At 68.6% G+C, this 26,578-nt stretch carries 22 protein-coding genes; 14 read left to right on the forward strand and 8 right to left on the reverse strand.

From position 1 onward, the window contains the following. Positions 1–124: 124 nt before the first annotated feature. A complete protein-coding gene (locus ACFORO_RS08930) occupies positions 125–3,841 on the reverse strand; it encodes an ABC transporter ATP-binding protein (RefSeq protein WP_377867878.1) in 3,717 nt (1,238 codons plus the stop codon). A 564-nt stretch (positions 3,842–4,405) separates the two neighbouring features. Continuing rightward, complete coding sequence (gene ald, locus ACFORO_RS08935) at positions 4,406–5,521, reverse strand: alanine dehydrogenase (RefSeq protein WP_377867847.1); 1,116 nt, start codon at positions 5,519–5,521, stop codon at positions 4,406–4,408. A gap of 189 nt (positions 5,522–5,710) precedes the next feature. On the opposite strand from ald, the gene ACFORO_RS08940 reads away from it, so the two are divergent. Further along, positions 5,711–6,652 (forward strand): zinc-binding dehydrogenase, encoded by a 942-nt coding sequence (locus tag ACFORO_RS08940; protein WP_354747346.1) that lies wholly within the window; start codon positions 5,711–5,713, stop codon positions 6,650–6,652. A 346-nt stretch (positions 6,653–6,998) separates the two neighbouring features. Here ACFORO_RS08940 and ACFORO_RS08945 read toward each other — a convergent pair whose 3' ends face one another. Beyond that, on the reverse strand, positions 6,999–8,567 hold the full coding sequence (locus tag ACFORO_RS08945) for a PucR family transcriptional regulator (protein WP_354747349.1): 1,569 nt from the start codon (positions 8,565–8,567) through the stop codon (positions 6,999–7,001). Between the two features lie 71 nt (positions 8,568–8,638). Continuing rightward, on the reverse strand, positions 8,639–9,127 hold the full coding sequence (locus ACFORO_RS08950) for a hypothetical protein (RefSeq protein ID WP_377867846.1): 489 nt from the start codon (positions 9,125–9,127) through the stop codon (positions 8,639–8,641). 171 nt (positions 9,128–9,298) lie between these two features. Between ACFORO_RS08950 and ACFORO_RS08955 the strand changes: the two genes are divergently transcribed. Then, complete coding sequence (locus tag ACFORO_RS08955; RefSeq protein WP_377867845.1) at positions 9,299–10,606, forward strand: bifunctional o-acetylhomoserine/o-acetylserine sulfhydrylase; 1,308 nt, start codon at positions 9,299–9,301, stop codon at positions 10,604–10,606. Then, positions 10,603–11,730, forward strand: coding sequence for a homoserine O-acetyltransferase MetX (gene metX, locus ACFORO_RS08960; protein ID WP_377867844.1), 1,128 nt, complete (start codon positions 10,603–10,605; stop codon positions 11,728–11,730). Before ACFORO_RS08955 ends, metX begins: the two co-directional genes overlap by 4 nt. A 92-nt stretch (positions 11,731–11,822) precedes the next feature. On the opposite strand, the gene ACFORO_RS08965 is transcribed toward metX, so the two are convergent. Further along, complete coding sequence (locus tag ACFORO_RS08965; RefSeq protein WP_377867843.1) at positions 11,823–12,593, reverse strand: SGNH/GDSL hydrolase family protein; 771 nt, start codon at positions 12,591–12,593, stop codon at positions 11,823–11,825. 195 nt (positions 12,594–12,788) lie between these two features. On the opposite strand from ACFORO_RS08965, the gene ACFORO_RS08970 reads away from it, so the two are divergent. From ACFORO_RS08970 to ACFORO_RS09005, 8 genes are all read left to right on the forward strand, one after another. Next, positions 12,789–13,379, forward strand: coding sequence for an SACE_7040 family transcriptional regulator (locus ACFORO_RS08970; protein WP_354747359.1), 591 nt, complete (start codon positions 12,789–12,791; stop codon positions 13,377–13,379). A 52-nt stretch (positions 13,380–13,431) separates the two neighbouring features. Beyond that, on the forward strand, positions 13,432–13,929 hold the full coding sequence (locus ACFORO_RS08975; protein WP_354747361.1) for a hypothetical protein: 498 nt from the start codon (positions 13,432–13,434) through the stop codon (positions 13,927–13,929). A 196-nt stretch (positions 13,930–14,125) separates the two neighbouring features. Next, on the forward strand, positions 14,126–15,739 hold the full coding sequence (locus ACFORO_RS08980) for a carboxyl transferase domain-containing protein (RefSeq protein WP_377867842.1): 1,614 nt from the start codon (positions 14,126–14,128) through the stop codon (positions 15,737–15,739). Positions 15,740–15,744: 5 nt separating this feature from the next. Beyond that, a complete protein-coding gene (locus ACFORO_RS08985) occupies positions 15,745–17,730 on the forward strand; it encodes an acetyl/propionyl/methylcrotonyl-CoA carboxylase subunit alpha (protein WP_377867841.1) in 1,986 nt (661 codons plus the stop codon). Continuing rightward, positions 17,727–18,884 carry an acyl-CoA dehydrogenase family protein gene (locus ACFORO_RS08990; protein WP_354747366.1) on the forward strand — a complete coding sequence of 386 codons (1,158 nt, stop codon included), beginning with the start codon at positions 17,727–17,729 and terminating at the stop codon, positions 18,882–18,884. Before ACFORO_RS08985 ends, ACFORO_RS08990 begins: the two co-directional genes overlap by 4 nt. Positions 18,885–18,954: 70 nt before the next feature. Next, complete coding sequence (locus tag ACFORO_RS08995; protein WP_377867840.1) at positions 18,955–19,464, forward strand: GNAT family N-acetyltransferase; 510 nt, start codon at positions 18,955–18,957, stop codon at positions 19,462–19,464. Positions 19,465–19,524: 60 nt separating this feature from the next. Further along, complete coding sequence (locus ACFORO_RS09000; RefSeq protein ID WP_377896518.1) at positions 19,525–20,391, forward strand: SDR family oxidoreductase; 867 nt, start codon at positions 19,525–19,527, stop codon at positions 20,389–20,391. A gap of 103 nt (positions 20,392–20,494) precedes the next feature. Next, positions 20,495–21,553 (forward strand): alpha/beta hydrolase, encoded by a 1,059-nt coding sequence (locus ACFORO_RS09005; protein WP_354747372.1) that lies wholly within the window; start codon positions 20,495–20,497, stop codon positions 21,551–21,553. Here the strand turns inward: ACFORO_RS09005 and ACFORO_RS09010 are convergent. Then, complete coding sequence (locus ACFORO_RS09010; protein WP_354747374.1) at positions 21,542–21,937, reverse strand: hypothetical protein; 396 nt, start codon at positions 21,935–21,937, stop codon at positions 21,542–21,544. The two genes, ACFORO_RS09005 and ACFORO_RS09010, sit on opposite strands and share 12 nt — an antisense overlap. A 108-nt stretch (positions 21,938–22,045) precedes the next feature. Here ACFORO_RS09010 and ACFORO_RS09015 point away from each other — a divergent pair, with 108 nt between their 5' ends. Then, positions 22,046–22,993 carry an NADPH:quinone reductase gene (locus ACFORO_RS09015; RefSeq protein ID WP_377867838.1) on the forward strand — a complete coding sequence of 316 codons (948 nt, stop codon included), beginning with the start codon at positions 22,046–22,048 and terminating at the stop codon, positions 22,991–22,993. On the opposite strand, the gene ACFORO_RS09020 is transcribed toward ACFORO_RS09015, so the two are convergent. Further along, positions 22,990–23,919 (reverse strand): NADP-dependent oxidoreductase, encoded by a 930-nt coding sequence (locus tag ACFORO_RS09020; RefSeq protein WP_377867837.1) that lies wholly within the window; start codon positions 23,917–23,919, stop codon positions 22,990–22,992. The genes ACFORO_RS09015 and ACFORO_RS09020 overlap by 4 nt on opposite strands. 75 nt (positions 23,920–23,994) lie before the next feature. Between ACFORO_RS09020 and ACFORO_RS09025 the strand changes: the two genes are divergently transcribed. Both ACFORO_RS09025 and ACFORO_RS09030 read left to right on the forward strand, forming a co-directional pair. Next, positions 23,995–24,357, forward strand: a complete 363-nt coding sequence (locus tag ACFORO_RS09025) for a winged helix-turn-helix transcriptional regulator (RefSeq protein WP_377867836.1) — start codon at positions 23,995–23,997, stop codon at positions 24,355–24,357. A 206-nt stretch (positions 24,358–24,563) separates the two neighbouring features. Continuing rightward, positions 24,564–25,310, forward strand: coding sequence for a hypothetical protein (locus ACFORO_RS09030; RefSeq protein ID WP_377867835.1), 747 nt, complete (start codon positions 24,564–24,566; stop codon positions 25,308–25,310). A gap of 47 nt (positions 25,311–25,357) precedes the next feature. Here the strand turns inward: ACFORO_RS09030 and ACFORO_RS09035 are convergent, their stop codons facing one another. Next, positions 25,358–26,569: an acyl-CoA dehydrogenase family protein gene (locus ACFORO_RS09035; RefSeq protein WP_354747388.1), complete on the reverse strand. Its 1,212-nt coding sequence runs from the start codon at positions 26,567–26,569 to the stop codon at positions 25,358–25,360. Positions 26,570–26,578 lie beyond the last annotated feature (9 nt).

Below are 26,578 nucleotides of genomic sequence, written 5' to 3' on the forward strand. Positions count from 1 at the left end.
ACCCCGATGCCCGCAGCTGCGTGACGGCGAGGCCGGTTCGATGTTGCGGTTGTGGTCGGACACCAGGCGAGCGTCAGTTGGATAGCGGCGTTCGCGTGGTGTGCCGGAGTCTTGGCGGTCGCCGTCAGCCCAGCGCCCACAGTCGCGCGTAGTGGCCGTCCGCGGCGACCAGCTCTGTGTGCGTGCCCTGCTCGACGATGCGGCCGTGGTCTAGCACCACGATTCGGTCGGCCTTTGCTGCAGTTGCCAGGCGGTGGGCGACTACGAAGGTGGTGCGGCGGCGGGCCAGGTGTTCGGTGGCTCGCAGCACGGTGGCTTCGGTGGCTGGGTCCAGGGCAGCGGTGGCTTCGTCCAGCAACAGAACGTCCGGGTCGACCAATTCGGCTCGGGCCAGTGCGACGAGCTGCCGTTGCCCGGCGGACAGGGAGCGGCCGCGTTCGCCTACTGGTTGTCGGAAGCCGGCGGGCAACGCGGCTACGCCGTCCAGGGCGCCGACGGAGCGTACGGCGGCTTCGACTTCCGCGTCGGTGGCTTCTGGGCGGCCGTATCGCACGTTGTCCGCGACGGTGCCGGAGAACAGGTGCGCTTCCTGGGGAACTACGCCCATCCGGGCGCGCAGTGCGGGCAGGTCGTATTCGCGGACGTCGACGCCGTCGATCAATACCGCGCCGCCGGTGGCGTCGTAGTAGCGCGCGACTAGCTTCACCGCGGTGGACTTGCCTGCGCCGGTCGCGCCGACCAGTGCGACGGTTTCGCCTGCCGCGACGTCAAGCGTCAGGTTTTCCAGCGCGGGCTTTTCCGTGCCGGTGTAAGCGAAATCGACGTCCTTGAAACGCACTTCGCCGGACAGGTGTGCGGGCAGTTCGACTGGCTGTTCGGCTGCGGGCACCGACGTCGGCGTGCGCAGCAAGTCGCCGATGCGGCTCAGGCCGACGCGCGCCTGCTGGTAGCCGTCGAAGACCGACGACAGTTGCTGGATCGGCGAGAAGAATTGCTGCAGGTACAGCAAGAATCCGAGCAGCACACCGGCTTCGAGGGTGCCGCCTGCGACGCGGTGTGCGCCGACGACCAGCACCGTGGTGGTCGCCAGATCCGACAGCAGCGAGACGAGCGGGAAGTACGTCGCGATGTACCGCTGCGCGCGCAGCCGCGACCGGCGGTAGTCGTCACTGCGCGACGCGAACACCGCCGCCGAACGCTCTTCGCGCGTGTACGCCTGAGCGACGCGCAGACCGCTGACGTTCTCCTGCATGTCCGCGTTGACGACGCTCACCTTCTCGCGCGCCTCGCTGTACGCGCGCGAAGCGACCCGGCGGAACACGAACGTCGCGACGAGCAGGATCGGCAGCATGGCCAGCGCGTACACGGCCAGGGCGGCATCGGTGACCAGCAGCGCGACCGTGATGCCTACCAGCGTGAGCGCGCTGACGACTGCGGTGGCCAGGCCGGTTTGCAGGAACGTGGACAGCGCGTCGACGTCGGTGGTCATCCGGGTCATGATCTTCCCGGACAGTTCGCGCTCGTAGTAGTCCAGTCCGAGTCGTTGCAGGTGTGCGTAACTGCGCACGCGCAGCGAGTACAGCACCGTCTCGCCGACGCGCGCGGTGAGCCGCGTCTGCCAGCGCACCACGAACCAGTCGGCGGCCACGACGAGTGCGCCGATTCCGGCCAGCAGCCACACGACGCTCGCCACCCCGGGCAGTACGCCGTGGTCGACCCCGCGTTGATACAGCGCGGGCAGTGCGAGCGAGGCCAGCGCGTCGGCCGCGACGAGACCGACCACTCCGGCGAGCGGCCACCGCACCGGACGCAGGATCCGGGACAGCCGGAAGCCGGGATCCGGGGCCGTGACGTCCACATCGGACAGTCGTGGGCGGTCAGCGGCCGGGGGCAGCCGGCGGACGCCTTCCAACAGCTCTGGTGTCGGCGGCACGTCCGCGCCGCCGCTGCCCGCGAAGCCGCTTCCGCCGCCTGGTGTCCCGCCGCGGGATTGCGCGGCGTCGGCGAGAGCGTCGACCTCGTCTCGTTCGTCGTGCGGCCACAGGACTGCGGTGGTGCCGTCCGCACCGGGCTCAAGGTTGTCGCAGCGGTGCGGTTTTTCGACGTCGTCGCCCGGGCCGGCGACCAGTTCGCGGAACAGCGCGCACCGCGCCAGCAACTCCTCCTCGGTGCCGACGTCGACCACCCGGCCCTGATCCATCACCGCGATCCGGTCGGCCAGTTGCAGCGTCGACCGCCGGTGCGCGATGAGCAGCGTGGTGCGCTCGGCGGTGACCGCGCGCAGCGTGTCGTGGATCGCGGCTTCGGTGACGGTGTCGATCGCCGACGTCGCGTCGTCCAGGATCAGCACGCGCGGGTCGGTGAGCAGCGCACGGGCGAGCCCGAGCCGTTGCCGCTGCCCGCCGGACAGCGTGAGCCCGCGCTCGCCGACCTCGGTGGCGTACCCCTCCGGCAGCGCGCGGATGAACTCGTCCGCCTCCGCCGCGCGGGCGGCCGCGAAGACCTCCTCGTCGCTCGCGTCCGGGCGGCCGTAAGCGATGTTGTCGCGCACCGACGTGGAGAACAGGAACGCTTCCTCGAAGACCACGCCGATCGCCTGCCGCAGGTCTTTCAGCGGCACATCGCGCACGTCCAGGCCCCCGACGCGCACCGAACCCGAGTGCACGTCGTAAAACCGGGGCAGCAGCATGGAGATCGTGGACTTGCCGGACCCCGCGGTGCCTACCAGCGCGAGCGTTTCGCCGGGGCGTGCTTCGAGGGTGAGCCCGTCGAGCACTGGGTCGCTGCGGGTGTAGCCGAACTTCACGTCGTTCAGTTCCACGCCCAGCGTGCCGGGCGGCAACGGGCGCGCGTCGGGGCTGTCGGTGACCTCCGGCTGCGCGTCGATCAGCTCGTAGACCCGCTCCGCGCCAGCGCGCGTGAGCTGCGCCTGCACCACCAAGCCGGACAGGAACCGCGCCGGGCCGATCAACGCCGCGAGATACGTGGCGAACGCGAGGAACGTGCCCAGGCTGATCTGCCCGTTCAACGCCAGCATGCCGCCGATCGCCAGCACCGCGACCTGACCCGCGGCAGGCAGTGCCGACGTGGTCGCTGTCGGCAACGCGGACAGCTTCGCCGCGCGCAGCCGTTCCGCGAACAGCTTCCGCGCCGTGCGCTCCAGCCGGGCGACCTCGCGCGCCTCCTGCCCGAAACCCTTCACCACGCGCACGCCGGTGACGGTTTCCTCGACGTGCTGCGCGACATCCGCCGCGCGCTGCTGGGCCGACCAGGTCGCCGGGAACAACCGCCGCCTGCTCAACGCCACGACGATCCCGACCGCGGGCGCGACCACCAGCGCGATGAGCGTGAGCAGCGGCGACATCCACAGCATCGCGCCCAGCGCCAGCACCGCGAAAATCACCGAACCCGCCGACAACGGCACCTGCATCAGCAGCCCGGTGACCAGCTGCAGATCCGAAATCGCGCGCGACACGACCTGCCCGGTGCGCAACGCGTCCTGCTTCCCGCCGTCCAGCCGCGACACCGCGCCGAACACCCGGTTCCGCAGATCGTGCTGCACGTCCAGCGCCAGCCGCCCGCCGACATACCGGCGCAGGAACGCCGAGCCGAACGCCACGACCTGCAACGCCACCAGCCCCACCGCGAGCCCGCCCAGCTGCGACGTGTGCCCGGCCACCGCGTCGTCCACCGCCGACCGCACCAGCAACGGACTCGCCGCCTGCACGCCGACGCTCAAGACCGCCGCCGTCATCGCGAGCACGACAACGCCGCGGTGCTCCCAGCAGGCAGCGGACAACCGGCGCACCCAGCCGACCGGTCGGGGCGCCGTCTCAACAATCGGACGGTCTTGACGCGCAGGCGTCGCAGTGGTGGTCACATCACAAGGTTAGGGAGCGGCACCGACAATTTATTCCCCGACGAACCGCCGGCCCGGACCAAACGGGCACAACCGGCGCGCTCGCGAGCCCTCTCCGCGCAGAGGTGACGAAGGGCACCCCAGCCGGTTCCCCATGACCCTGTAAGCGGCATGGAGCAGGGAAAGCCTGGTCCGGCGGCCAAAGGCGGAAGGTTGAACGTTCACCTGGTCACCGGGAAGAACCCCGGCGAAACCCACCCCCGGGCGCGCGCTCCCGCCCAATGTTCTTTAAGCTAGTACTCGGCGACCCGCTCCCAGTGACCCCCAGGCTGGTTGAGCGGGTCGCCCCTTCTTCCCTTCCTCTGCTCGCGCCTGGCGGCGCTTCGCCGAGGAAGGGGCGTCGTATTACCCGGGGGCCGAGCCCCCGGACCCCCACGGTGCCTTCGGCGGCGGTTGGGTGGTGGGTCTTGTTGGTACAAAAATGCTTGGGGCATAAGAGAAGCGGCGAGGACCCTGAGGGCCTCGCCGCTTTCTTGTAGCTGTTGGTTACGCCAGGGCGGTTTCGACGGGGGTGTGGGGGAGGTTGTGGGCGGTGGCTACCGGGGCGTTGGTTAGGGCGCCGGCGTGGGTGTTGAGGCCCAGGGCCAGGGAGGGGTCTGCGGACAAGGCCTGCTTCCAGCCCTTGTCTGCCAGCTGCACTGCGTAGGGGAGGGTTACGTTGGTGAGGCCGTAGGTGCTCGTGCGGGGGACGGCGCCGGGCATGTTGGCCACGCAGTAGAAGACCGAGTTGTGGACCGTGTAGGTCGGGTCGTCGTGGGTGGTCGGGCGCGAGTCGGCGAAGCAGCCGCCCTGGTCGATGGCGATGTCTACCAGGACGCTGCCCGGCTTCATGCGGGAGACCAGGTCGTTGGAGACCAGCTTCGGGGCCTTCGCGCCGGGGACCAGGACCGCGCCGATGACGAGGTCTGCCTCGAGGACCGACTCTTCTACCGACAGGCGGTTCGAGGTGACGGTGCGGATGCGGCCGCCGAAGTCGTTGTCGATCTGGCGGAGGCGGTCGACGTTGGTGTCGAGGATCTCCACGTCGGAGCCGAGACCGAGGGCGACACGGGCGGCGTTGAGGCCGGCCACGCCGCCGCCGATGACGACCACGCGGGCCGGGTGCACGCCGGGGATGCCGCCGGGCAGGACGCCGCGGCCGCCGCTCGGCTTCATCAGGGCGTAAGCGCCGACCTGCGGGGCCAGCCGGCCCGCGACCTCGGACATCGGGGCCAGCAGCGGCAGCGCGCCGTTCGGCTTCTGCACCGTCTCGTAGGCGATCGCGGTGGTGCCCGCGGCCAGCAGCGCGTCGGTCAGCGGACGGTCCGCGGCGATGTGCAGGTAGGTGAACAGCACCAGGTCCTTGCGCAGGCGCGGGTACTCCTCGGCGATCGGCTCCTTCACCTTCAGCACGAGCTCGCCCTCGGACCACGTCTCGTCCGCCGTGGCGAGCACCTTCGCGCCCGCGGCGACGTACTCCTCGTCCGTGATGGACGACCCGGTCCCGGCACCCGTCTCGACGAAGACGTCGTGCCCGCGACCGACCAGTTCGTGCACGCCGGCCGGGGTCAACGCGACCCGGTACTCGTGCTTCTTGATCTCACGGGGAACGGCGATGCGCACTGCTTGCCTCCTGGCGGCGGTTCTGGCGAAGGTGTTGCCACTCACGGTGATCTACCCGGACGGCGGTGTCATCATTCCGCCACCACAGTCTTGCGCGGGGTCAGTAGTGCTGCCAGGACAACACCTTTGACCTCGACCGCACTTGAGGTAGTTGGCTGGCTCATGGCGGAGACTCGAGGAAGGGCATCAATGCGAGCGGTGTGGCTGCGGGAGTTCGGCGGTCCGGCGGTGCTGGAGGCGGGGGACGCCCCCGATCCGGCTCCCGGACCGGGGCAGGTGCTGATCGAGGTGGCGTTCGCCAACGTCACCTTCGTGGAAACGCAATTCCGGGCGACCGGCAACGGACCGTTCGCGGGCGCGCTGCCAATGGTGCCCGGCAACGGCGTCGGGGGTGTGATCAGCCGCGCCGGGGAGGGCGTGGACCCGGCGCTGGTCGGGAAACGCGTAGTGACGTCGACCGGCGGCAGCGGCGGTTACGCCCAGCGCGTGGTCGTGGACGCGGCGTTGGTGTTCCCGGTGCCGCAAGCGCTGAGCCTCGACGCGGCTGTCGCGTTGCTGGCAGACGGCCGCACGGCGACCGGGTTGGTGCACGCGACCGCGGTGGCGCCTGGGGAACGAGTGCTCGTCGAGGCTGCCGCAGGAGGGGTCGGCAGCCTCTTGGTGCAACTGGCGAAGGCTGCTGGTGCGGAGGTCGTGGCTGCGGCGGGCGGGGCGGAAAAGCTTGCTCGTGCTCGGGAATTGGGCGCGGACTTGGCCGTTGACTACACGGATCCGGAGTGGACTGCGTCGGCCGGTGAGGTGGATGTGGTGTTCGACGGCGTGGGAGGTGCGGTCGGTACAGCGGCGTTCTCTTTGGTGCGGCCTGGCGGGCGGATGGCGATTTACGGTCTGGCAAGCGGTTCGTGGGCGGAAGTGTCCGAAGAGGACGCTGCGGCGCGCGGAGTGAAGCTGGTGCGGTCGATCGGTGACGCGGCGGCGATGCGCGGGTACACCGAATCGGCGCTGGAGGCGGCTGCGGCTGGGCAGCTCACGCCGGTGATCGGGCAGCGGTTTCCGTTGGAGCGTGCGGCTGATGCGCATGCGGCGATCGAGTCTCGGGGCACGATCGGGAAGACGTTGCTGATTGCTTGAGGTGGTTTTCGCTGCGGTTTCGTACGGGTCGGCTTGTGCGGTTGGGCACCCCGAAGCTGATTGTGACTACGGCGCGGGGGTGCTTGTCAAGGCGGGAAAGATGCCTTGACAAGCACCCCCGCGCCGCGTTTTTGGCTTCGTATCGGGGTGCGGGGGGTGTGGCTGCCTTGGTTGGGTGCGTCGGCCGCGGTTGGTTGGTGGGCTGTGAAGGGCTCCTTGAGGGAATCTGGTTCCGTGAGGGGAACCCTGAGGGACTCTGAGTCCGTGAGGGTTCCCCTCACGGACTTCTGCGAGAGCGGGGCTGCGCGGCCGGAATCGTTGCGGGCCAACGATCTCAGCTACCGGGTCAGCTCCAGCGGAGTGCGATCAGCTGGGTGAGCAACGCGAGCCGGACGTCGGGGTCGTCGAGGTTCAGCGGGACCAGTTCCAGCAGTCGTTTCATCCGGTACCGCAACGTGTTCGGGTGAATGCGCAGGCGTTCCGCGGCGGCGCGGGGGTCGCCGGGATGTCGCAGCCATTCGTAGAGAGTGTCGACGTACCCGGCGTTGCTCGTCTCGTCGTGCGCGCGCAGCACGCCGAGCGGGCCGAGTTCTGACACCTGCGCCGCCGCTGCTCCGGCGGCGGCGCGGTGCAGGACCAGCGCGGTCCACGCTTCGTCGTAAGCCACGACGCGGCCCTCGACCAGTCCTGCCCGCAGCAGGCCCAGCGCTTCGTCCGCTTGGGCTCGTGACGCGGCCAGCGCGGTCGGATCGCCTGGTGCGCCAGCAGCCGCGCGAGGCAAGCCGCCTCGGCGGGAGGCGGGTTGGGCGAGCAGCGCCTCCCGCAGCTCCGGCCAGCCGCCTTCGCCGGTGCGGTCCGGGACCACGACGTACAGCAACCCGCCCAGTTCAGCCGCGACGGGACGGCGTCCGAAACCCTGCGAAATCCGTTCCAGCAAAGCCAGCAACAGCCCTTCGGCGTCCCGGCTGTCGCCGCCGCTGACGTCCACGACAACGACCCGGTGCGGCTCGTCGGACAGGTCCAGCTCGGCGACCACCCGGCGTGGCGGGACTTGTCCTTCCAAGACCGCGCGCAGCAATTCGGCGGAAGCTCGGCGCTGCGCGTCTGTGTGTGCGCGTCGGCGTAGGAGATGCAGGGCGACCACCGGGGCGGCGTCGGCGAAAGCCGCTGCGCGTTCCTCGGAAACCGGACCGGGGACGACGGCCCACATCGAACCCAGCAGTTCGCCGCCCATCCGGATGGGCACGATCAGCCGCGGCAGGGTGCCGTCGCGCTGGGCTGGCACGAAAATCGTCTGTCGGCCACGGGAAAGTTCGCGGAAAACGCCGCGCGAGCGGAACCGGGCGAGTACGTCGTCCGGGATGCGGCGGCCCATGATCGTCGCGACGCGCGCCGGGTCGGTGAGGTCTTGGCGGGCGGAGTAGGCGAGGACGCGCGAGTTGGTGTCCTCGATCGTCACCGACGCGTCGACCACCGCGGCCACGGCGTCGGCGAGCCGGAAAAGGTCGCCGGAACCTGGGTCGCCGCCCTCTTCGAGCGCTTCGGATTCGTCCGCGAGCGCGTCCAGAACCGTGCGCAACAGCCAGACCAGCTGGGCCCAGGACGTCGCCGCGTGCACCTGGATCAACGCGATCCCAGCCGACTTCGCCGCCCGCCGCACCGACTGCTTCGCGGCCAACGGCGGTTTCAACAGCACCGCCGCCGCACCCCGGCCGGCGCTCACCCGGACGAGCGCCGCGGCGTCAGCCGACTCGACGGTGGCGACGCCGAGCACCAGGTCACCGGCGGCGATGGCGGACTCCGCGCCCGGCTCGGCGATCACCACGTCGCCGACCGCGGGACAGCCTTCGGGCACGAGAAGCGCGTGGAGCAGCGTGGGACCGACCCGGTCCACGACGCTGCGCACCGAAACCACAGCTACCTCCAGCGCTTCTGACGTTCTTGCTGGAACGGTAGAAGACTGTGCCGGTTTCGCCACCCGCGGCACTAGTTAGCGCGACCGACCTTCGGCCACGGCTTGAAGTAAGACACCAACGTCGCCCCCAACAACAGCGTCAGCCCGACACTCATCGCCCCCGTCCCCGCCACCGCGCTCGCCCCCACTACCTCGCCCCGCGACGCCTGCTCGCCGTGCGCGACGAAAGACGGGACTACCAGCAGGTTCCCGCCGCCGAACAGGGCCAGTGTCGCCAGCAGTTTCCACAGCACCCAGTGGTAGCGCACCAGCTTCCACTTCGTGCCGAGCCCGAGGACGACACCGGTCGCCAGCGCGAGGAGGCTGGCCGGGAAATAGAGCGTGCCGGCGAGGATTCCGGCGATGACGTTCGCGCTGCGCGTGGTCACCGGGTCGAAGCCGGCGATCGCGAGAATGCTGCAGATCAGCACCGCGAGTTCGGCTCCGATCCAGCCGACCGACGTGACGACGTGGCCGAACAGGAACCACTTCCGGGTCGTCGGGCGCATTCTCCAGTCCATGCGCCTCAGCGTGCGCGGCACAGCACCGTCTCGTCGTCCGTCAGCGCTCGGCACTTGTTCATACGTACGGGTGCGTAGGACTCTCATCTCGTGAGAGCAGTTGGGCGGTTCGTCCGGCCTGGTTAGCGTCGGCGCCCAGCCGACCCGATCCCGACCGCTAGGAGCGAGCACATGCCGGAAGACACCACGAGCTGGTCCTTCGAGACCAAGCAGATCCACGCGGGGGCGGCACCCGACCCGGCCACCGGCGCTCGCGCCACGCCGATCTACCAGACCACCTCGTACGTCTTCCGCGACACTCAGCACGGGGCCGACCTGTTCAGCCTCGCCGAGCCCGGCCACATCTACACGCGGATCAACAACCCGACCCAGGACGTGCTGGAGCAGCGCGTCGCCACTCTCGAAGGCGGCGTCGCCGGTCTCGCGTTCGCCTCCGGTTCGGCGGCGGTCACCGCGGCGATCCTGACCCTGGCCAGCGCGGGCGACCACTTCGTCACCAGCCCGTCGCTGTACGGCGGCACCTACAACCTCTTCCACTACACGCTGCCGAAGCTCGGCATCGAGGTCACCTTCATCGACGACCAGGACGACGCGGAGCAGTGGCGGGCCGCGGTCCGGCCGAACACCAAGCTGTTCTTCGCCGAGACGCTGGCCAACCCGAGCAGCGCCGTGCTCGACATCCGCAAGGTCGCCGATCTGGCGCACGAAGCCGGTGTCCCGCTGGTCGTGGACAACACGGTGCCGACGCCGTACCTGGTTCGCCCGATCGAGCACGGCGCCGACATCGTCGTGCACTCGGCGACGAAGTACCTCGGCGGGCACGGCACGACGGTCGCCGGTGTCCTCGTCGACGGCGGCACGTTCGACTTCGGCAAGGACCCGTCCCGTTTCCCGGGCTTCAACGAGCCCGACCCGAGCTACCACGGTCTCAAGTACTGGGAGGCGCTCGGCCCGGGTGCGTTCGCGGCCAAGGCCCGCGTGCAGATCCTGCGCGACACCGGCGCGGCGATCGCCCCGTTGAACAGTTTCCTCATCCTGCAGGGCATCGAGACGCTGTCGCTGCGCGTGGAGCGGCACTCCAACAACGCGCTGGCCCTAGCGGAATGGCTGGAAGAGCGCGACGAGGTCGAGAAGGTCTACTACGCCGGACTGCCGTCGAGCCCGTATCACGCGGCGGCGCAGAAGTACCTGCCGCGCGGTGCTGGCGCGGTGCTGTCGTTCGAGCTGCGCGGCGGGATCGAGGCGGGCCGGAAATTCGTCGACGGCACCGAATTGCACAGCCAACTGGTGAACCTCGGCGACGTGCGCAGCCTGATCGTGCACCCGGCGTCGACCACGCACAGCCAGCTCGGTCCCGAGGAGCAGATCGCCTCCGGCGTCACCCCGGGTCTCGTGCGGCTCGCGGTCGGACTGGAAGGAATCGAGGACCTGAAGGCCGACCTCGAGGCAGGCTTCCGAGCTGCCAAGGCGGCGCTGTGACCGATCCCGGCGCGAGTCTCCCGCCCGTCACCGGCGCGTGGCGGGCGGGGGACCCACCCGGCAGACGGCACTGGTTCACCGGCCCCGGCGCACTCGCGCTGGAGGCCGGCGCCAGCCTGCCCGGCTACACCCTCGCGTTCGAAACGTGGGGAACGCTCAACTCCGACGGGTCCAACGCCGTCCTCATCGAGCACGCTCTCACCGGCGACAGCCACGCCGCCGGTCCCGCCGAACCCGGGCATCCGAGTCCCGGATGGTGGGACGGACTGATCGGTCCCGGCAAGGCTTTCGACACCGGCGAACTGTTCGTCGTGGCCCCTAACGTCCTCGGCGGTTGTCAGGGGTCGACAGGTCCGTCCTCGCCCGCCCCGGACGGCGAGGCGTGGGGCAGCCGATTTCCGGCTCTGACCGTCCGGGACCAGGTCAACGCCGAAGCGGCACTCGCGGACGCGCTCGGCATCGAACGCTGGGCCGCCGTCGCGGGCGGTTCGATGGGCGGGATGCGGGCTCTCGAATGGGCCGTAAGCGAACCCGATCGGGTCGCCTCCGCGCTCGTTCTCGCTTCGACCGCGCGCGCGTCCGCGGAGCAAATCGCTTGGGCGGCACCTCAGCTGCACGCGATCCGAGGCGACCTGGCCTGGCGAGGCGGCGACTACTACACCGCGGCCGAAGGGCCTTACCGCGGATTGGGCGTGGCCCGGCGGATCGCGCACGTCACCTATCGCTGCGAACCTGAACTGGAGACGCGTTTCGGGAACCGGCCGCAGCGGGACGAAGCCCCGCTGGCCGGCGGGCGATTCGCGGTCGAGTCCTATCTGGACCATCACGCGGACAAGCTCGTCCACCGGTTCGACGCGGGTTCCTACGTGGTGCTCACCGAATCCATGAACACCCACGACGTCGGCCGCGACCGGGGTGGAGTAGCTGCCGCACTGGGCCGGGTCACCGCGCGCACTGTGGTCGCCGCGGTGGACAGCGATCGGCTTTACCCGCCGTATCAGTCGCACGAGATCGCAGCGGCCGTCGGCGGCGAGGCCGCGGTGCTGGCTTCGCCGTACGGCCACGACTCGTTCCTCATCGAGACCGAGCAGATCGCCGCGCTGGTCAAAACTTTGCTGGGCTGACCTTGCTGGCCACTTGCTCGCCAAAGGTCGTGAGGGGAACCCTCATTGACTCTGATTCCCTCAGGGTTCCCCTCACGATCTTCAGTCCGTCGTCAGCCGATCGCCGAGGTCAGCGGCGAGTAGTAGCCGCCCCGCTGCCCGGCGGCAGTCGGGTGGTACGACTCGTCCACCGGCCAGGTCAAGCTGTGCAGATAGTCGCTCGCCGACGAGCAGATGTTGTGCCCGACGAAGGCCGACCGGACGTCCACGAACTTCCCGCCGGCGGCGGAAACCCGCGACGACAGCACCGAAGCCAGCGTGTCCGCCCCGGAGTTGATCGCCGAGCGCTTCGTGTCGCTCAACCCGACATTGCACGAGCCGGGCACGGTGTAGAACCGCGGATAAGACAGCACGACCAGTTGCGCCCCGGGAGCCTTGCTCTTGGCCGCCGAGTACACCTTGTCCAGCAAGCCGGGCAGGGTGTTCTGGACGTACGTCTTGGCGGTGTTGACCCGGTCCACGCAGGTCTGGTCGCTGCCCAGCGTGCACGTCTTGATCACGTCGGTGAAGCCGGCGTCGTTGCCGCCCACGGTGAGCGTGATCAAGGTGGCGTTGGACGGCATCGAACTGATCTGGTTCAGCACGTCGCCGGTCCTCGCGCCCGAGCAGGCGAGGAAGGTGAAATTGGTGCCGGAGTGGGCGTTGGCCCACAGCTGGCCGTACGAGTTGGCACTGCGTTTGCAGCTGCCGGAATCCCCGTAGCTCCCGGCGCCCACTCCGGAGGAGTAGGAGTCGCCGAGCGCGACGTAGTTTTGCGATGCAGCACTCGCGGCGGACGCGAACCCGAGCGAGGTAGCGAGAGCGACCCCCAGGGCCGCGCACATCCGAAGGATGCGTCGTGATGGTTGACGGGTGGTTGCAGCCATAGGTCACTCCTGTCGTGACAGCTTGACGGCGTAAAGCTTTACCAGGTGCAATCCCCACGAGACACCCCTGAAATCCGGGTGCCTCCACTTGGCCCAAGCAGGAAGTAGGACGGGAAGTTAGCGTTCGCTAACCGCGGGACCTACTATGTGCGGATGTCGGCGAATTCCCTCCCACTGGTGAACGGCGCGAAGCCGAACAGACGGGAACAGATCCTCACCGCCGCCGCCGAACTGTTCGCCCACCACGGTTTCCACGGCGTCGGCATCGACGACATCGGCGCGGCCGTCGGCATCTCCGGTCCCGCGCTGTACCGGCATTTCCGCAGCAAGGACGCGATTCTCGGGGAAATGCTCAACTCGATCAGCCACTACCTGCTCGAGGGCGGCACCAAGCGCGCCGCGGCGGGCGGCACCCCGGACGAGCTGCTCGCCGCGCTCGTGCGGTTCCACGTCGACTTCGCGCTCGACCACCCGTCGCTCATCACCGTGCAGGAGCGCAATCTCGCGAATCTCACCGACGGTGACCGCAAGCAGGTGCGCGCGCTCCAGCGGCAGTACGTCGAGGTGTGGGTGCGGGCGATTCGCGAAGCTGTGCCCGGCCTCGGGGAGCGCCAGGCGCGCTCGGCGGCACACGCCGTGTTCGGCTTGATCAACTCGACGCCTTACAACCGCCATCTCGGTGACGGCGCGCTCGCCGATCTGCTGTGCCGGCTAGCGCTGGGTGCGCTTTCCGCGGCGGGCTGAGGCCGCGATCCGGGGTATCCCGCCGACCGCCGGTCTGGTGTTTGATAGGCACGTGACCGCGGACCGGAGCGAGGGCGAGCAGAGGCTCGTCGAGAAGGCACAGCGCGCGCTCGTCGCCATCAGTCTTGGCGAGGACACGGAGGCGCTGGAAGAGGTCACGCCCTCGTCGCGGGAGCCGGGCGAACGCGACGAGGAGACGAAAGAGCTGATGCTGCTGCTCTTCGGCGAGTGCAGCGCGATGGTGTCCACGCTCGGTGACGGCGGCACCGCCCCGGTCAAGGTGCAGGTTTTCGACGAGGCGGGCGAAGAGGTTTCGATCGACCAGGCCGATCCGCCGGTCCGCACCGCCGTCCGCACGCTGCTCGCCGAGGTGCACGGCAATACCGCCGCCGCCCGTGAACAGGTCGAGATCGCGTTGGCGAGCGCGGCCCCCAACGAAGTGGACAGCCTCCTGCTGCAGGCGCTGCGCTGGACGATCCGGCTGTCGGTCGAATGCCTCGAACGGGATCTGCCGGTGGCGGGCTGGATCTCCGACGCCGTCGCGGGCTGAGTTCCCCGCTCGCCTCACCCGTCCGTGACCGCCCCAATGTGGCATTGGGTGCATCTGACGCACCGAACGCCACATTGGGTGCGTCGCATGCACCCAATGCCACATTGGGGCGCTTCGCGCGGGGCTGGACAGAGCGGTTAACGAGCACTAACATCTCCGGCGGAGTTAACGACCGCTAACGTCTCGACGGAGAGCCATGGACACGCCGGTACTGCGCAGTTCCGCGGATCCGAACAGCGACACTTTCACCCGTAGCGTCACCTCGCACGGCGAATTGGTCGAGGATCTGCACAAGCGGCTCGCCGCCGCCCGGCTCGGCGGGCCGGAGAAGTCGCGCGCCCGCCATGTGGAACGCGGCAAGCTGCTGCCGCGCGACCGGGTGGACGCGCTGCTGGACCCGGGATCCCCGTTCCTGGAGCTGTCCCCGCTCGCCGCGACCGGGCTGTACGACGACGAGGCCCCGTCCGCGGGCATCATCACCGGGATCGGGCGCGTGTCCGGCCGCGAATGCGTGATCGTCGCCAACGACGCCACGGTCAAGGGCGGCACGTACTACCCGATGACGGTGAAGAAGCACCTGCGGGCGCAGGAAGTCGCGCTGCACAACAACTTGCCGTGCATCTACCTGGTCGACTCCGGGGGCGCGTTCCTGCCGAAGCAGGACGACGTCTTCCCGGACCGCGAGCACTTCGGCCGGATCTTCTACAACCAGGCCACCATGTCCGCGCGCGGCATCCCGCAGATCGCCGCCGTGCTCGGCTCGTGCACCGCCGGCGGCGCGTACGTCCCGGCGATGAGCGACGAAGCGGTCATCGTGCGCAATCAGGGCACCATTTTCCTCGGCGGCCCGCCGCTGGTGAAGGCCGCGACCGGCGAGGTCGTCACCGCTGAAGAACTGGGCGGCGGCGACGTGCACGCCCGCCAGTCCGGCGTCACCGACCACCTCGCGGACGACGACGCGCACGCCCTGCGCATCGTCCGCGACATCGTCTCCACGCTCGGCCCGCGCACGCCGCGGCCGTGGGACGTCAAGGCGATCGAGCCGCCCGCCGCAGACGAACGCGAGCTGTACGGCGTGGTGCCGACGGATTCGCGCACCCCGTACGACGTGCGCGAGGTCATCGCCCGCGTCGTCGACGGCAGCCGGTTCGCGGAGTTCAAAAAGGAATACGGCTCGACGCTCGTCACCGGCTTCGCGCACATCCACGGCCACCCGGTCGGCATCATCGCGAACAACGGCGTGCTGTTCGCCGAGTCCGCGATGAAGGGCGCGCACTTCATCGAACTGTGCGACCGGCGCTCGATCCCGTTGGTGTTCCTGCAGAACATCACCGGCTTCATGGTCGGGCGCGCGTACGAGGCGGGCGGCATCGCCAAGCACGGCGCGAAAATGGTCACCGCGGTGGCGTGCGCGCGGGTGCCGAAGTTCACCGTGATCATCGGCGGCTCCTTCGGCGCGGGCAACTACTCCATGTGCGGCCGGGCGTATTCGCCGCGGTTCCTGTGGATGTGGCCGAACGCGCGGATTTCCGTGATGGGCGGCGAGCAGGCGGCGTCGGTGCTGTCGACGGTCCGTCGCGACGCGATCGAGGGCCGCGGCGGCGAATGGTCCACTGAGGACGAAGAGACCTTCAAGGACCCGATCCGCGAGCAGTACGAGGAACAGGGCAGCCCGTACTACTCCACCGCGCGGCTGTGGGACGACGGCGTGATCGACCCGGCGGACACCCGCACGGTGCTCGGGCTCGCGCTGTCGACCGCGGCCAATGCGCCTCTGCCCGAGGTCAACTACGGCGTCTTCCGGATGTGATGAGCGTGTTCGAGACTGTTTTGGTCGCCAACCGCGGCGAGATCGCGGTTCGCGTAATCCGGTCGCTGCGTGCGCTCGGGATCCGTTCGGTCGCGGTGTACAGCGACGCGGATGCCGACGCCCGGCACGTGCGCGAGGCCGACACCGCGGTGCGCCTCGGCCCGGCCGAAGCGGCGAAGAGCTACCTGTCGATCCCGGCGATTGTCGCGGCAGCACAGGAAACCGGCGCGCAGGCGGTGCATCCCGGGTACGGCTTCCTTGCCGAGAACACCGCGTTCGCGCGGGCTTGCGCGGAGGCCGGGCTAGTGTTCATCGGCCCGCCGCCGGAAGCGATCGACAAGATGGGCGACAAGATCCGGGCGAAGGCCACGGTGTCCGCGGCCGGTGTTCCGGTCGTGCCCGGCGCGTCCGATGTGGACATTCCGGAGGGCGGGTACGCCACAGCGGCGGCGAAAGTCGGTTATCCGCTGCTGCTGAAGCCGTCGGCGGGCGGTGGCGGCAAGGGCATGCGCCTCGTACACGAAGAGTCCGAACTGGACGCTGCGATCGAATCCGCGCGCCGGGAAGCGAAGAGTTCTTTCGGTGACGACACGTTGCTGATGGAGCGGTTCGTCACCACGCCGCGGCACATCGAGATCCAGGTGCTCGCCGACACGCACGGCACTGTGCTGCACCTCGGCGAGCGCGAATGCAGCCTGCAGCGGCGGCACCAGAAGATCATCGAGGAAGCGCCGTCGGTGCTGCTGGACGAGGCCACGCGGGCGAAAATGGGCGCGGCGGCCGCGGAAGCCGCGCGGTCGGTCGGCTACGTCGGCGCGGGCACGGTCGAGTTCATCATGTCCGCGCACAACCCCGACGAGTTCTTCTTCATGGAGATGAACACCCGGCTGCAGGTGGAGCACCCGGTCACGGAAATGGTGACCGGACTCGACCTGGTTTCCTGGCAGGTGCGGGTGGCGGCAGGGGAGCCGCTCGGACTGACCCAGGACGACGTGCGCCTCGACGGGCACGCCGTCGAAGCCCGGGTCTACGCCGAGGATCCGGCGCGCGGGTTCATCCCGACCGGCGGCACGGTGCTGGCTGTGCACGAGCCGTCCGGCGACGGCGTGCGAGTGGACTCGTGGATGTCGGTCGGCGCGGTGGTCGGGTCGAATTACGACCCGATGCTGGCGAAGATCATCGCGCACGGTCCGGACCGGGCGTCGGCGCTGCAGAAACTGGACCGCGCGCTGGCCGACACCGCGTTGCTCGGCCTCGGCACGAACATCGCGTTCCTGCGCGGTCTGCTGGCTGACGAGGACGTCCGCGCCGGAAAGCTGGACACCGAACTGGTGGACCGGCGACTGTCCGAATTGGTCTCTTCCGAAGTCCCAGCCGGGTTTTTCGTCGCCGCGGCCATGGATCGGCTGGTTTCGCTGCAGCCGACGGACGCGGTCGTGGACCCGTGGGACATCCCGAGCGGGTGGCGGCTCAGCGGCCCCGGCGGGATCACTTTCCGGCTGCGGACTGGGGAAAACCAGGCCGTCGTGCGGGTCGAGGGCACGCCGTCGAACGCTTCGGTGCAGGTGGACGACGCCGAGCCGGTGCGCGTTTCCGCCCGCCGCGAAGGCGATCTGCTCGAGGTGCGTCGGGCCAACGGCGTCGAGCGGTACCGCTGCGCCGACGGTCCACAGCGGACCGTGTGGCTGGCTCGCGAAGGCCAGTCGTTCGCGTTCGCCGACCAGGAAGTCACGTTGTCCTCGCGCGGCGAGGCGGCGGGTGCTGGTCCGGTGAAGAGCCCGATGCCGGGAACGGTGCTGGTGGTCAAGGCCGCCGAAGGCGACGTGGTGAGCGCCGGTACTCCGCTGCTGGTCGTCGAGGCGATGAAGATGGAGCACACCGTGACCGCGCCGATCGACGGTGTGGTGACTGAGCTTTCGGTGCGGGTCGGCCAGCAGGTCGCGCTCGACGAGACGCTTGCCGTCGTGAGTGCGGCAGAGGAGAAGCAGTGATCGACTTCCGGCTGGACGAGGAATACGAAGCGCTCCGCAAGACGGTCGAGGACTTCGCGCAGGCGGAGGTCGCGCCGGTGATCGGCCCGCTGTACGAGAAGGAAGAATTCCCGTACGACCTGGTCGCCAAGATGGGCGAGATGGGCTTGTTCGGCCTGCCGTTCCCGGAGGAATTCGGCGGCATGGGCGGGGACTACTTCGCGCTGTGCCTCGCGCTGGAGGAATTGGCGCGGGTCGACTCCTCGGTCGCGATCACGCTGGAGGCGGGGGTTTCGCTCGGCGCGATGCCCATCTACCGCTTCGGCACCCAGGAGCAGAAGGAAACCTGGCTGCCCATGCTGACCACGGCCGAGGCGCTCGGCGGATTCGGGCTCACCGAACCCGGCGGCGGCTCCGACGCCGGCGCCACCCGCACGCGCGCCCGGCTCGACGGCGACGAGTGGATCATCAACGGCAGCAAGGCGTTCATCACCAACTCCGGCACCGACATCACGAGGCTGGTCACCGTCACCGCGGTCACCGACGTGATGGAGAACGGCCGCAAGGAGATCTCGGCGATCATCGTCCCGTCCGGCACGCCGGGCTTCGCGGTGGCCCCGAAGTACTCGAAGGTCGGCTGGAACTGCTCGGACACCCACGAACTGTCCTTTTCGGACGTCCGGGTGCCCGCGGAGAACCTGGTGGGCAAGCGGGGCCGCGGCTACGCGCAGTTCCTGTCCATTTTGGACGAGGGCCGGGTGGCGATCGCCGCGCTGAGCGTCGGTCTCGCGCAGGGCTGCGTGGACGAATGCCTGAAGTACGCGAAGGACCGCGTCGCGTTCGGCCACCGGATCGGCGAGTACCAGGCGATCCAGTTCAAGATCGCGGACATGGAAGTGCGCGCGCACACCGCGCGGCTGGCGTATTACCAGGCGGCGTCGAAGATGCTGCGCGGCGAACCGTTCAAGAAGGAAGCGTCGATCGCGAAACTGGTGGCGTCGAACGCGGCGATGGACAACGCCCGCGACGCCACGCAGATCTTCGGCGGATACGGCTTCATGAACGAATTCCCGGTCAGCCGCTTCTACCGGGACGCGAAGATCCTGGAAATCGGCGAGGGCACCAGCGAGGTCCAGAAGATGCTGATCGCGCGCCACCTCGGGGTCGGCGCCTGAGACCCAGCGCCGCCGGGCGTCCGGGCGGAGTCCCGGCGGCGCTGCTTCACCAGATCCTTAGGGTGGAGCCATGGAGTTCACCATCCGGCCTGGGGTTGCCGGAGACGCAGACGTAATGCTGGGGTTTTTCGACGACGCCGTCGCATGGCTGGTGGCGCGGGGCAGCGCGGGCCAATGGGGCACCGAGCCGTGGAGCAAGATCCCGAAGCGGGTCGAGCGGGTGCGCGAGTACGCGGCCGATCCCGAGTTCCGGATGGCGGAGGTCGATGGAAAGCCCGCCGGAGCGCTGATCCTCGGCCAAGCGATGCCGTACGCGCCGCAGGTCGACGAGCCCGAACTGTACGTGCGGCTGCTGATCACTTCGCGCCAGTTCACCGGGCACCGGGTCGGCTCGCGGCTGCTGCGGCACGCGATGGACGAGGCGAAGCGGCGCGGGATCGACCTCGTGCGCGTCGACTGCTGGGCGGGCGGCGACGGCGATCTGCCGCGCTATTACGAGAGCCAGGGTTTCAAGCCGACCGAGCAGTTCACTGTCGACGGCTGGCTCGGCCAGGTCCTCGAGCAACGGGTTGGGGGATAGCGGCAGGGCCGGACCCGGAGGACGATATTGGCTAGATGTCAATAGACCGAGGAGTCCGCCATGGCCAGGCAGTCGCTCTCCGGAAAGGTCGTCGTCGTCACGGGCGGCGCGCAGGGCATCGGGGCGGCGACGGCCGCCGCGCTGCACCGGCGCGGCGCCCGGCTCGTGCTCGGCGACCTCGACCGGGTCCGGGCCGAGAAAACCGCTGGTGAGCTCGGTCCGGACGTGGTCGCGTCGCCGCTGGACGTCACGGACACGGCCGCCTTCACCGCGTTCCTGGACGACGTCGAAAGCACTGTCGGGCTGATCGACGTGCTGATCAACAACGCCGGGATCATGCCGCTCTCGCCGCTGGACGAGGAGGACGACGCGTCCACGCGGCGGCTGCTGGAGATCAACGTGCACGCGGTCGTGCACGGCACGCGCGAGGCCGTCAAGCGGATGAAGCCGCGCGGGCGCGGGCACATCGTGAACGTGGCGTCGATGGCCGGAAAGTCCGGATTCGCCGGTGCGGCCACATATTGCGCTACGAAACACGCGGTGGTCGGGCTGTCCGAAGCGGTGCATCTGGAGCTGCGCAGTACCGGCGTCGAGGTGTCGTGCGTGATGCCCGCGGTGGTGCGCACGGAACTCGCGTCGGGGCTGGGCGAAGCGCGGTTCATCAAATCGGTCGGGCCGGAAGACGTCGCGGCGGCGATCGTCGACGCGCTGGAGCGGCCGAAGTTCGACGTATTCGTACCGAAATCGCTTGATCTGACCGGCCGGATCACGCGGTTGTTCCCGCGCGCGTTCGGCGAATGGCTGGTGCGCGCGCTCGGCGGCGATCAGCTGCTGGCGTCCGCCGCGCATTCGCCCGAGCGCGCCGAGTACGAGGGCCGGGCCGCCCGCAGCGCGCCGTCGGCCGTCCCGCCTGGTGGGAGCGTCTGACGGGGACGTGCGCTTGCCGGGTGCTTGCGGGAGTGGCGTGTTGATGCCGCGCCCGCGCGCACGGCAAGATGCCCGGCAGACGACGAGTTCCAGGAGGCGCTGAATGGTTTCCCCACCGGCCCGGTTGGCTGCCGCGGCGGCCAATGTCGTGGGCAAGGTTTTCCAGGGTGGGGTCGCCGATCTGCGGCCGATGCCGAGGGTCTTGATCGACCAGGGGCCCAACCGGTCGGTGTACCGGATGACGCACGGCGCGTCCGAGGTCTCCGGCCCGCCGGTGCTGCTGGTGCCGCCGCTGGCCGCGCCCGCGCTGTGCTTCGACCTGCGCCGCGGCTGCAGCCTCATCGAGCACCTGGTGGAGGGCGGACGGCCGACCTACCTGGTGGACTACGGCATGGTCGCGTTCTCCGACCGCCGCCTCGGCATCGAGCACTGGATCGACGAGGTGCTGCCGAGGGCGATCCGGAAGGTCAGCGAGGACGCCGGCGGACAGGGCGTGCACCTGGTGTCGTGGTCGCTCGGCGGGATTTTCTCCATGCTCGTCAGCGCGGACCAGCCGGAGCTGCCGATCGAATCGATCACCGCGGTCGGCTCGCCGGTCGATTTCACCGCGATCCCGATCGTCGCGCCGTTCCGCCCGCTCGTGGACCTGACCGGCGGGCACCTGCTCACCCCGGTGTACCGGGTGTTCGGCGGCGCACCGTCCTATTTGGTCACCCGGGTGTTCCGGGCCACCGGGATCTCCAAGGAGATCACGAAACCGCTGGCGATCCTGAAAAACCTCGACGACCGCGACTACCTCGCGCAGATCGAGGCGGTGGACCACTTCATGGGCAACATGTACGCCTACCCCGGGCGGACGTTCGGCCAGCTGTACCACCGCTTGTTCCGCACCAACGACCTCGCCGAGGGCACCGTCGACCTGAACGGGCGCAAGATCAGCCTGTCCGACGTGAAGACGCCGATGCTGGTGGTGGCGGGCGAAAACGACACCATCGCGCCGCGGGCGTCGGTGGAACGCGTGGTGCAGCTGCTGGAAAACGCGCCGGAGGTCCGGTTCCGGACCGCGCCCGGCGGGCACCTCGGCGTGCTCACCGGCCGTCGCGCCCGGGGCACGACCTGGCGGTACCTCGACGAATTCCTGGACGACCGGTCAGCTGGCTGAAGGCTGCTGCGGGAAGAACCACGTCCGCACGTCGCGGGTGAGCAGCGCGCGGAGCGCGAGCCCGGCGAAAATCAGCGGCAGAATGCCGGGCAGGCCCTTGCTGAGCAGCGTGACCAGGCTGTTCAGCACCAACAGGCCTTCGATGACCGCGGCGGTCACGTAGGCCCATTGCTGGCGCTTCGGCAATACGACCGCGCACACCGCGAGCGCGATGGCGGTCGCGTAGGTGATCACGATGTAGAGCTGGGTGAGGCTGATCAGGTCGACCAGCGAAACGCCGGCCATCCCGGCCAGCAGCAGCGGCCCGATCGCGCTCAGCGCGACCTGGATCCACATGAAGATGCGGGCCTGTTTGAGGTCGGCCGGCGCCACCGGAGCGGTCATGCCGGGCAGATTAGGGCATTTACGCGGCTTTGCGCGCGGATTCCGGGCAGCGGAGATCAATCCGATATGCGCGCGAAGTCGGTAATAAACCGGCGGTACCGTGGGCCGGTGATCGCTGCATACGTGACGTCGCTCGGCGACAGTTCCGAGATCAAGGTCGGTCAGCTTCCAGACCCCGAGCCGGGGCCGCGCGAAGTGCTGGTGAAAGTGTCCGCGGTGACGGTGAACCACGTCGACACCTTCATCCGTTCCGGCGCGTATCCCACCGAGGTTTCTTTCCCATTCGTCATCGGCCGGGACTTGGTGGGCACGGTTGTTTCCTCGCCGGTGAACCGCTTCACGCCCGGCGACCGCGTGTGGTGCAACAGCCTCGGCCACGACGGTCGGCAGGGTTCGTTCGCGGAGTACTGCGCGGTTCCCGAGGACCGGCTGTATCTCTTGCCGGACGGGGTTTCCGACGACGCTGTCGCCGTACTGCACACCGCCGCCACTGCGTATCTGGGCCTTTTCGAGCACGCCGACGCCGGTTACGGCGAGACGATTGCCGTGCTCGGCGCGGGCGGCGGTGTCGGCAGCGCGGTCGTCCAACTTGCTTCGACCGCTGGCCTGCGCGTCATCGCGACCGCTCGCGCCGACGACGCGGAATGGTGCCGGGAATGCGGTGCCGACGAGGTTTTCGACTACGCCGATCCCGACCTCTATCGCAAACTCCCGGCGGTGGATCTTTTGTGGGACAACGCAGGCAGCCATGATCTGATCTCGGCAGTGCCGCTCTTGTCCCGTGGCGGCCGCATCGTCGCGATGGCTGGAATGCAATCGACCCCGACGCTGCCGATCGGCGAGTTGTACACGCGTGACGCGAGCATTCGCGGTTTCGCCATCAGCAACGCCGGTGTCTCCGCGCTGGGTTCCGCTGCCCGGGTCATCAACCGGGCCCTGTCCACCGGAATCCTTCGCCCTCGCGTCGGCACTCGCCTGCCCCTGTCGTCGGCCGCCGAAGCGCACCGATTGCAGGAATCAGGCGAGGCGCGAGGCCGGATTGTGCTGGAGGTTTAGCCGACTGTGAGGACGACCTTGCCCTGGAGATGACCGCCGTCGAGCAGCCGATGCGCGTCGGCGACGCGCTCGAACGGGAACGTCTCCTGCACGTGGACCCGGAGCTTGCCCTGCTCGACGAGCCCGACGAGTTGCCGCAGCGCGACCGGATCCGGATCGACCCCGATCCCGCTGAACCGCATTCCCGCCGCCTCGAACTTCGCGATCAGCGCGGTGTCTTCGTCGGCGACCGCCGTCACCAGGTGCCCGCCTGGCCGGAGTACTCCGAGGGACCGCTCGACGGTGTCGCCGCCGAGAGTGTCGAGCACAACGTCGATTTCGCTGACCACTTCACTGAAGTCGACCTTCTTATAGTCGATGACTTCATCGGCGCCAAGCCCCTCGACGAACTCCCGCTTGCTCTCGCTGGCCGTGGCAATTACGTGCGCACCAAGGGCTTTCGCGATCTGGATCGCGACGTGCCCGACTCCGCCACCGCCGCCGTGAATCAGAACGCGGTCGCCTGCGCTCACTCCGCCAAGGTCGACCAGCCCCTGCCACGCCGTCAGCCCGACGATCGGCAAAGCGGCGGCCTCGACGTGCGAAAGCTTCTCCGGCTTGCGGACCAGATGCAACGCCGGCGCCGCCACTGCTTCGGCATACGCGTTGGCCGCGCGGGGAAACAGCGGCATCCCGAATACTTCGTCGCCGGGCCGGAACCGCCAGGTCAACGCCTCTTCGACCACGCCGCTGACATCCCAGCCGAGCACGAACGGCGGCTGGCCGAGCAGGGGGAATTCGCCGTCCCGCAGCCGTGCTTCCAACGGATTCAGCCCAATCGCCTTGACGCGCACGAGGACTTCGGTCGGCAACGGGCGGGGTTCGGGCACGTCCGCGATCGTGAGCACTTCGGGACCGCCGAGTTTCTGCTGGGTGATGACTCGCATGACTCTCCTGGTTTCTGGAGGGGTACGAAAACCAGGCTAGGATCCCGATAGGTACCAGCAGGTACCTTGGACTCCATGAGCGGTTCCCGCGGCATCTTCCTCGCCGATTGCCCGGCGCGGCTGGCAGTAGAGCTGATCGCCGACAAGTGGACGGTGGTCGTGCTCGCCGGTCTCAGCAAGGGGCCGGTCCGGCATGGGGACCTGGTTGACCTGATCGGCGGGATCTCCCGGAAGGTGCTCACTCAGACGCTGCGTCGGCTAGAAGCGCACGGACTCGTCCGGCGCCAGGCGTATGCCGAGGCTCCGCCGCGGGTGGAGTACGAGCTGACGCCGCTGGGAGCGACGCTGATCGAGCCGATCCACACCCTGACGGAGTGGGCCCGCGCGAATGGGGACGCGGTTCTGGATGCGTTGGATTCTGCCGCCCAAAACGATTGAACGAGATCTCTTGGCTGCGCATTCACTGGTGAATAGCTGCTGAAACTGCACTATTCGTAATCAGTGGTGCTGTTGTCGTTGTCACGATTCGGGTTCAGAACGGCGACGGCTGACGACAGTGCGCAACAGCGGCTCGCCCGCGAGCGATCCGCATGTCACCGCAGGCGGCAGAGGGGCTGCGCAACTCGATCAAACGGACAATAACTATGAGCGTTCCAGAAGATCGCAGTGTTGTCGAGTTCGAAGAACCGGATCACCGGGACGGCCGGTTGAGACGGCGGATGGAGCTGGAGTTCATCGACAGCGGGCTCGACAGCTCGTCGCTTGAGAAGCAGTCCGTCGACGACCTCCGTGCGTCGCTGGACCGGCTTGACGCCTTTATTGTCCGGCAGCAGAAGAAACTAGAGCTGCACGAGGAAGCGCTGGCGACGGAAAGCGGGTCGAAAGGGCGTGCGGACGCCCTCCGCAAGGTGAACGCCCATCGCAGTGCCTTGAAGATCTCTCTGGAGCGACGTGAGCAGATCCTCGAGCTGATCAACGGGCTGACCGTCGGGCAGGAGATCGGCAAGCTGAGAAACGCGGTGTCCGGGGTAGACGACGCCGGAACCAAAGGGGAATTCCACCGGCTGCTCGGCGAATTCGAAAGCAAGACCGGTCAGATCGACGGCGAGCTGAAGGAAACCAGCCGGAAGATCGCCGAAGTCGAAGTCGAGGCGGCGGCGATGGCCACCGACATCGACAAGTACGAGCGGAAAGCCAAGGTGTGGCAGAACTTCCTGGCGAAGGAATCCGTCGCGACCTATGTCGGAGCCGCGATTCTGCTGATCATGTGTCTGGCGGTGGTGGCCGCGATGTTCGCCGCGGTGGAGATCAACCAGGTGCTGTCGAGCGCGTTCCTGCTGGTTCTGGGGTACTTCTTCGGGCAATCCACCGGGAAGAGAAAAGTGGACTGAGAAAGACCGCTCGGCCCGCCTTCGCGAAAGCGGGCCGAGCGGCTGGATTACTTGAGTTGAGCGCTGGTCTTCCCCAGCACCCGCCGAGCCACGATCAACTGCTGGATCTGCTGCGTCCCCTCAAAGATGTCCAGGATCTTGGCATCCCGGGACCACTTCTCCAGCAGCGATTCCTCCGTATACCCATACGCCCCGGCAAGCTCGACGCACTTCAACGTCACATCGACCACGGTCCGGCCAGCCTTCGCCTTCGCCATGGAAGCCTGCAGCGAGTTCGGCTCACGGTTGTCCGCCATCCACGCCGACTCCAGTGTCAGCAGGTAAGCCGCCTCGTAGTCCGCTTCCAGTTGAAGGAAAGTTGCGGCGGCAGCGTGCTGCGTCAAAGCCGGGCGGTCGTAGTCGATGACAACCCCGGCTTCGGTCAGGACGCGGCGGGTTTCGTCCAACGCCGCGCGTGCGACGCCGATCGCCATGGCGGCCACCAGCGGGCGGGTGTTGTCGAAGGTCTGCATGACCCCGGCGAAACCCTTGGCGGTGTCGATTTCCGGCGTGCCCAAGAGGTTTTCGCGCGGAACCCGGCAGTTCTCGAAGCGCAGCACGGCGGTGTCGGACGCGCGGATGCCCAGCTTGTGCTCCACGCGCACGACCTCGAAGCCCGGCGTGCCCTTCTCCACCACGAAAGACTTGATCGCGGCGCGGCCCTTCGTGCGGTCCAGCGTCGCCCAGACCACCACGGCGTCCGCGCGCTGGCCGGACGTCACGAAGATCTTTTCGCCGTTCAGGATGTAGTCGTCGCCGTCCTCGGTGGCCGTCGTGGTGATGGCGGCCGAGTCCGAACCGCAGCCGGGTTCGGTGATCGCCATCGCGGCCCACAGGCCCTTGAAGCGCTCAAGCTGCTCGTCGGTCGCGACGGAGCCGATCGCGGCGTTGCCGAGGCCCTGGCGCGGCATGGACAGCAGCAGGCCGACGTCGCCCCAGCACATCTCAATGGTGCCGAGCACCACGTTCAGGTTGGCGCCGTTGCGGTTTCCCTTGGGTCCACTGTCCTTTTCGGACCGGCGCACGCCAGCCGCGCCGGCCCCGCCCTCGCCGGAGGAGTTCAGGCCGTCCAGCAGTGCGGCGAACATGTCCAATTCGGACGGATAGGTGTGCTCGGCGCGGTCGTACTTGCGCGAGATCGGCCGGAACACCTCGGCCGCGGCCTGGTACGCCTGGTTGATCAGGGCGCCGGCCTTCTTCGGAGCTTCCAGGTTGATCATGAGTTGCCT

It is taken from the genome of Amycolatopsis halotolerans (assembly GCF_042647905.1).
Taxonomy (GTDB): Bacteria; Actinomycetota; Actinomycetes; order Mycobacteriales; family Pseudonocardiaceae; genus Amycolatopsis; species Amycolatopsis halotolerans.

What these genes read in the sequence shown, in the direction of transcription:
- ACFORO_RS08940 (WP_354747346.1), top strand. Translation starts at nt 5,711, where the DNA reads ATGCGAGCGGTGTGGCTGCGGGAGTTCGGCGGTCCGGCGGTGCTGGAG.
- ACFORO_RS08950 (WP_377867846.1), bottom strand. Translation starts at nt 9,127, where the DNA reads ATGGACTGGAGAATGCGCCCGACGACCCGGAAGTGGTTCCTGTTCGGC.
- ACFORO_RS08955 (WP_377867845.1), top strand. Translation starts at nt 9,299, where the DNA reads ATGCCGGAAGACACCACGAGCTGGTCCTTCGAGACCAAGCAGATCCAC.
- ACFORO_RS08965 (WP_377867843.1), bottom strand. Translation starts at nt 12,593, where the DNA reads ATGTGCGCGGCCCTGGGGGTCGCTCTCGCTACCTCGCTCGGGTTCGCG.
- ACFORO_RS08970 (WP_354747359.1), top strand. Translation starts at nt 12,789, where the DNA reads ATGTCGGCGAATTCCCTCCCACTGGTGAACGGCGCGAAGCCGAACAGA.
- ACFORO_RS08980 (WP_377867842.1), top strand. Translation starts at nt 14,126, where the DNA reads ATGGACACGCCGGTACTGCGCAGTTCCGCGGATCCGAACAGCGACACT.
- ACFORO_RS08995 (WP_377867840.1), top strand. Translation starts at nt 18,955, where the DNA reads ATGGAGTTCACCATCCGGCCTGGGGTTGCCGGAGACGCAGACGTAATG.
- ACFORO_RS09000 (WP_377896518.1), top strand. Translation starts at nt 19,525, where the DNA reads ATGGCCAGGCAGTCGCTCTCCGGAAAGGTCGTCGTCGTCACGGGCGGC.
- ACFORO_RS09005 (WP_354747372.1), top strand. Translation starts at nt 20,495, where the DNA reads ATGGTTTCCCCACCGGCCCGGTTGGCTGCCGCGGCGGCCAATGTCGTG.
- ACFORO_RS09010 (WP_354747374.1), bottom strand. Translation starts at nt 21,937, where the DNA reads ATGACCGCTCCGGTGGCGCCGGCCGACCTCAAACAGGCCCGCATCTTC.
- ACFORO_RS09020 (WP_377867837.1), bottom strand. Translation starts at nt 23,919, where the DNA reads ATGCGAGTCATCACCCAGCAGAAACTCGGCGGTCCCGAAGTGCTCACG.
- ACFORO_RS09025 (WP_377867836.1), top strand. Translation starts at nt 23,995, where the DNA reads ATGAGCGGTTCCCGCGGCATCTTCCTCGCCGATTGCCCGGCGCGGCTG.
- ACFORO_RS09030 (WP_377867835.1), top strand. Translation starts at nt 24,564, where the DNA reads ATGAGCGTTCCAGAAGATCGCAGTGTTGTCGAGTTCGAAGAACCGGAT.
- ACFORO_RS09035 (WP_354747388.1), bottom strand. Translation starts at nt 26,569, where the DNA reads ATGATCAACCTGGAAGCTCCGAAGAAGGCCGGCGCCCTGATCAACCAG.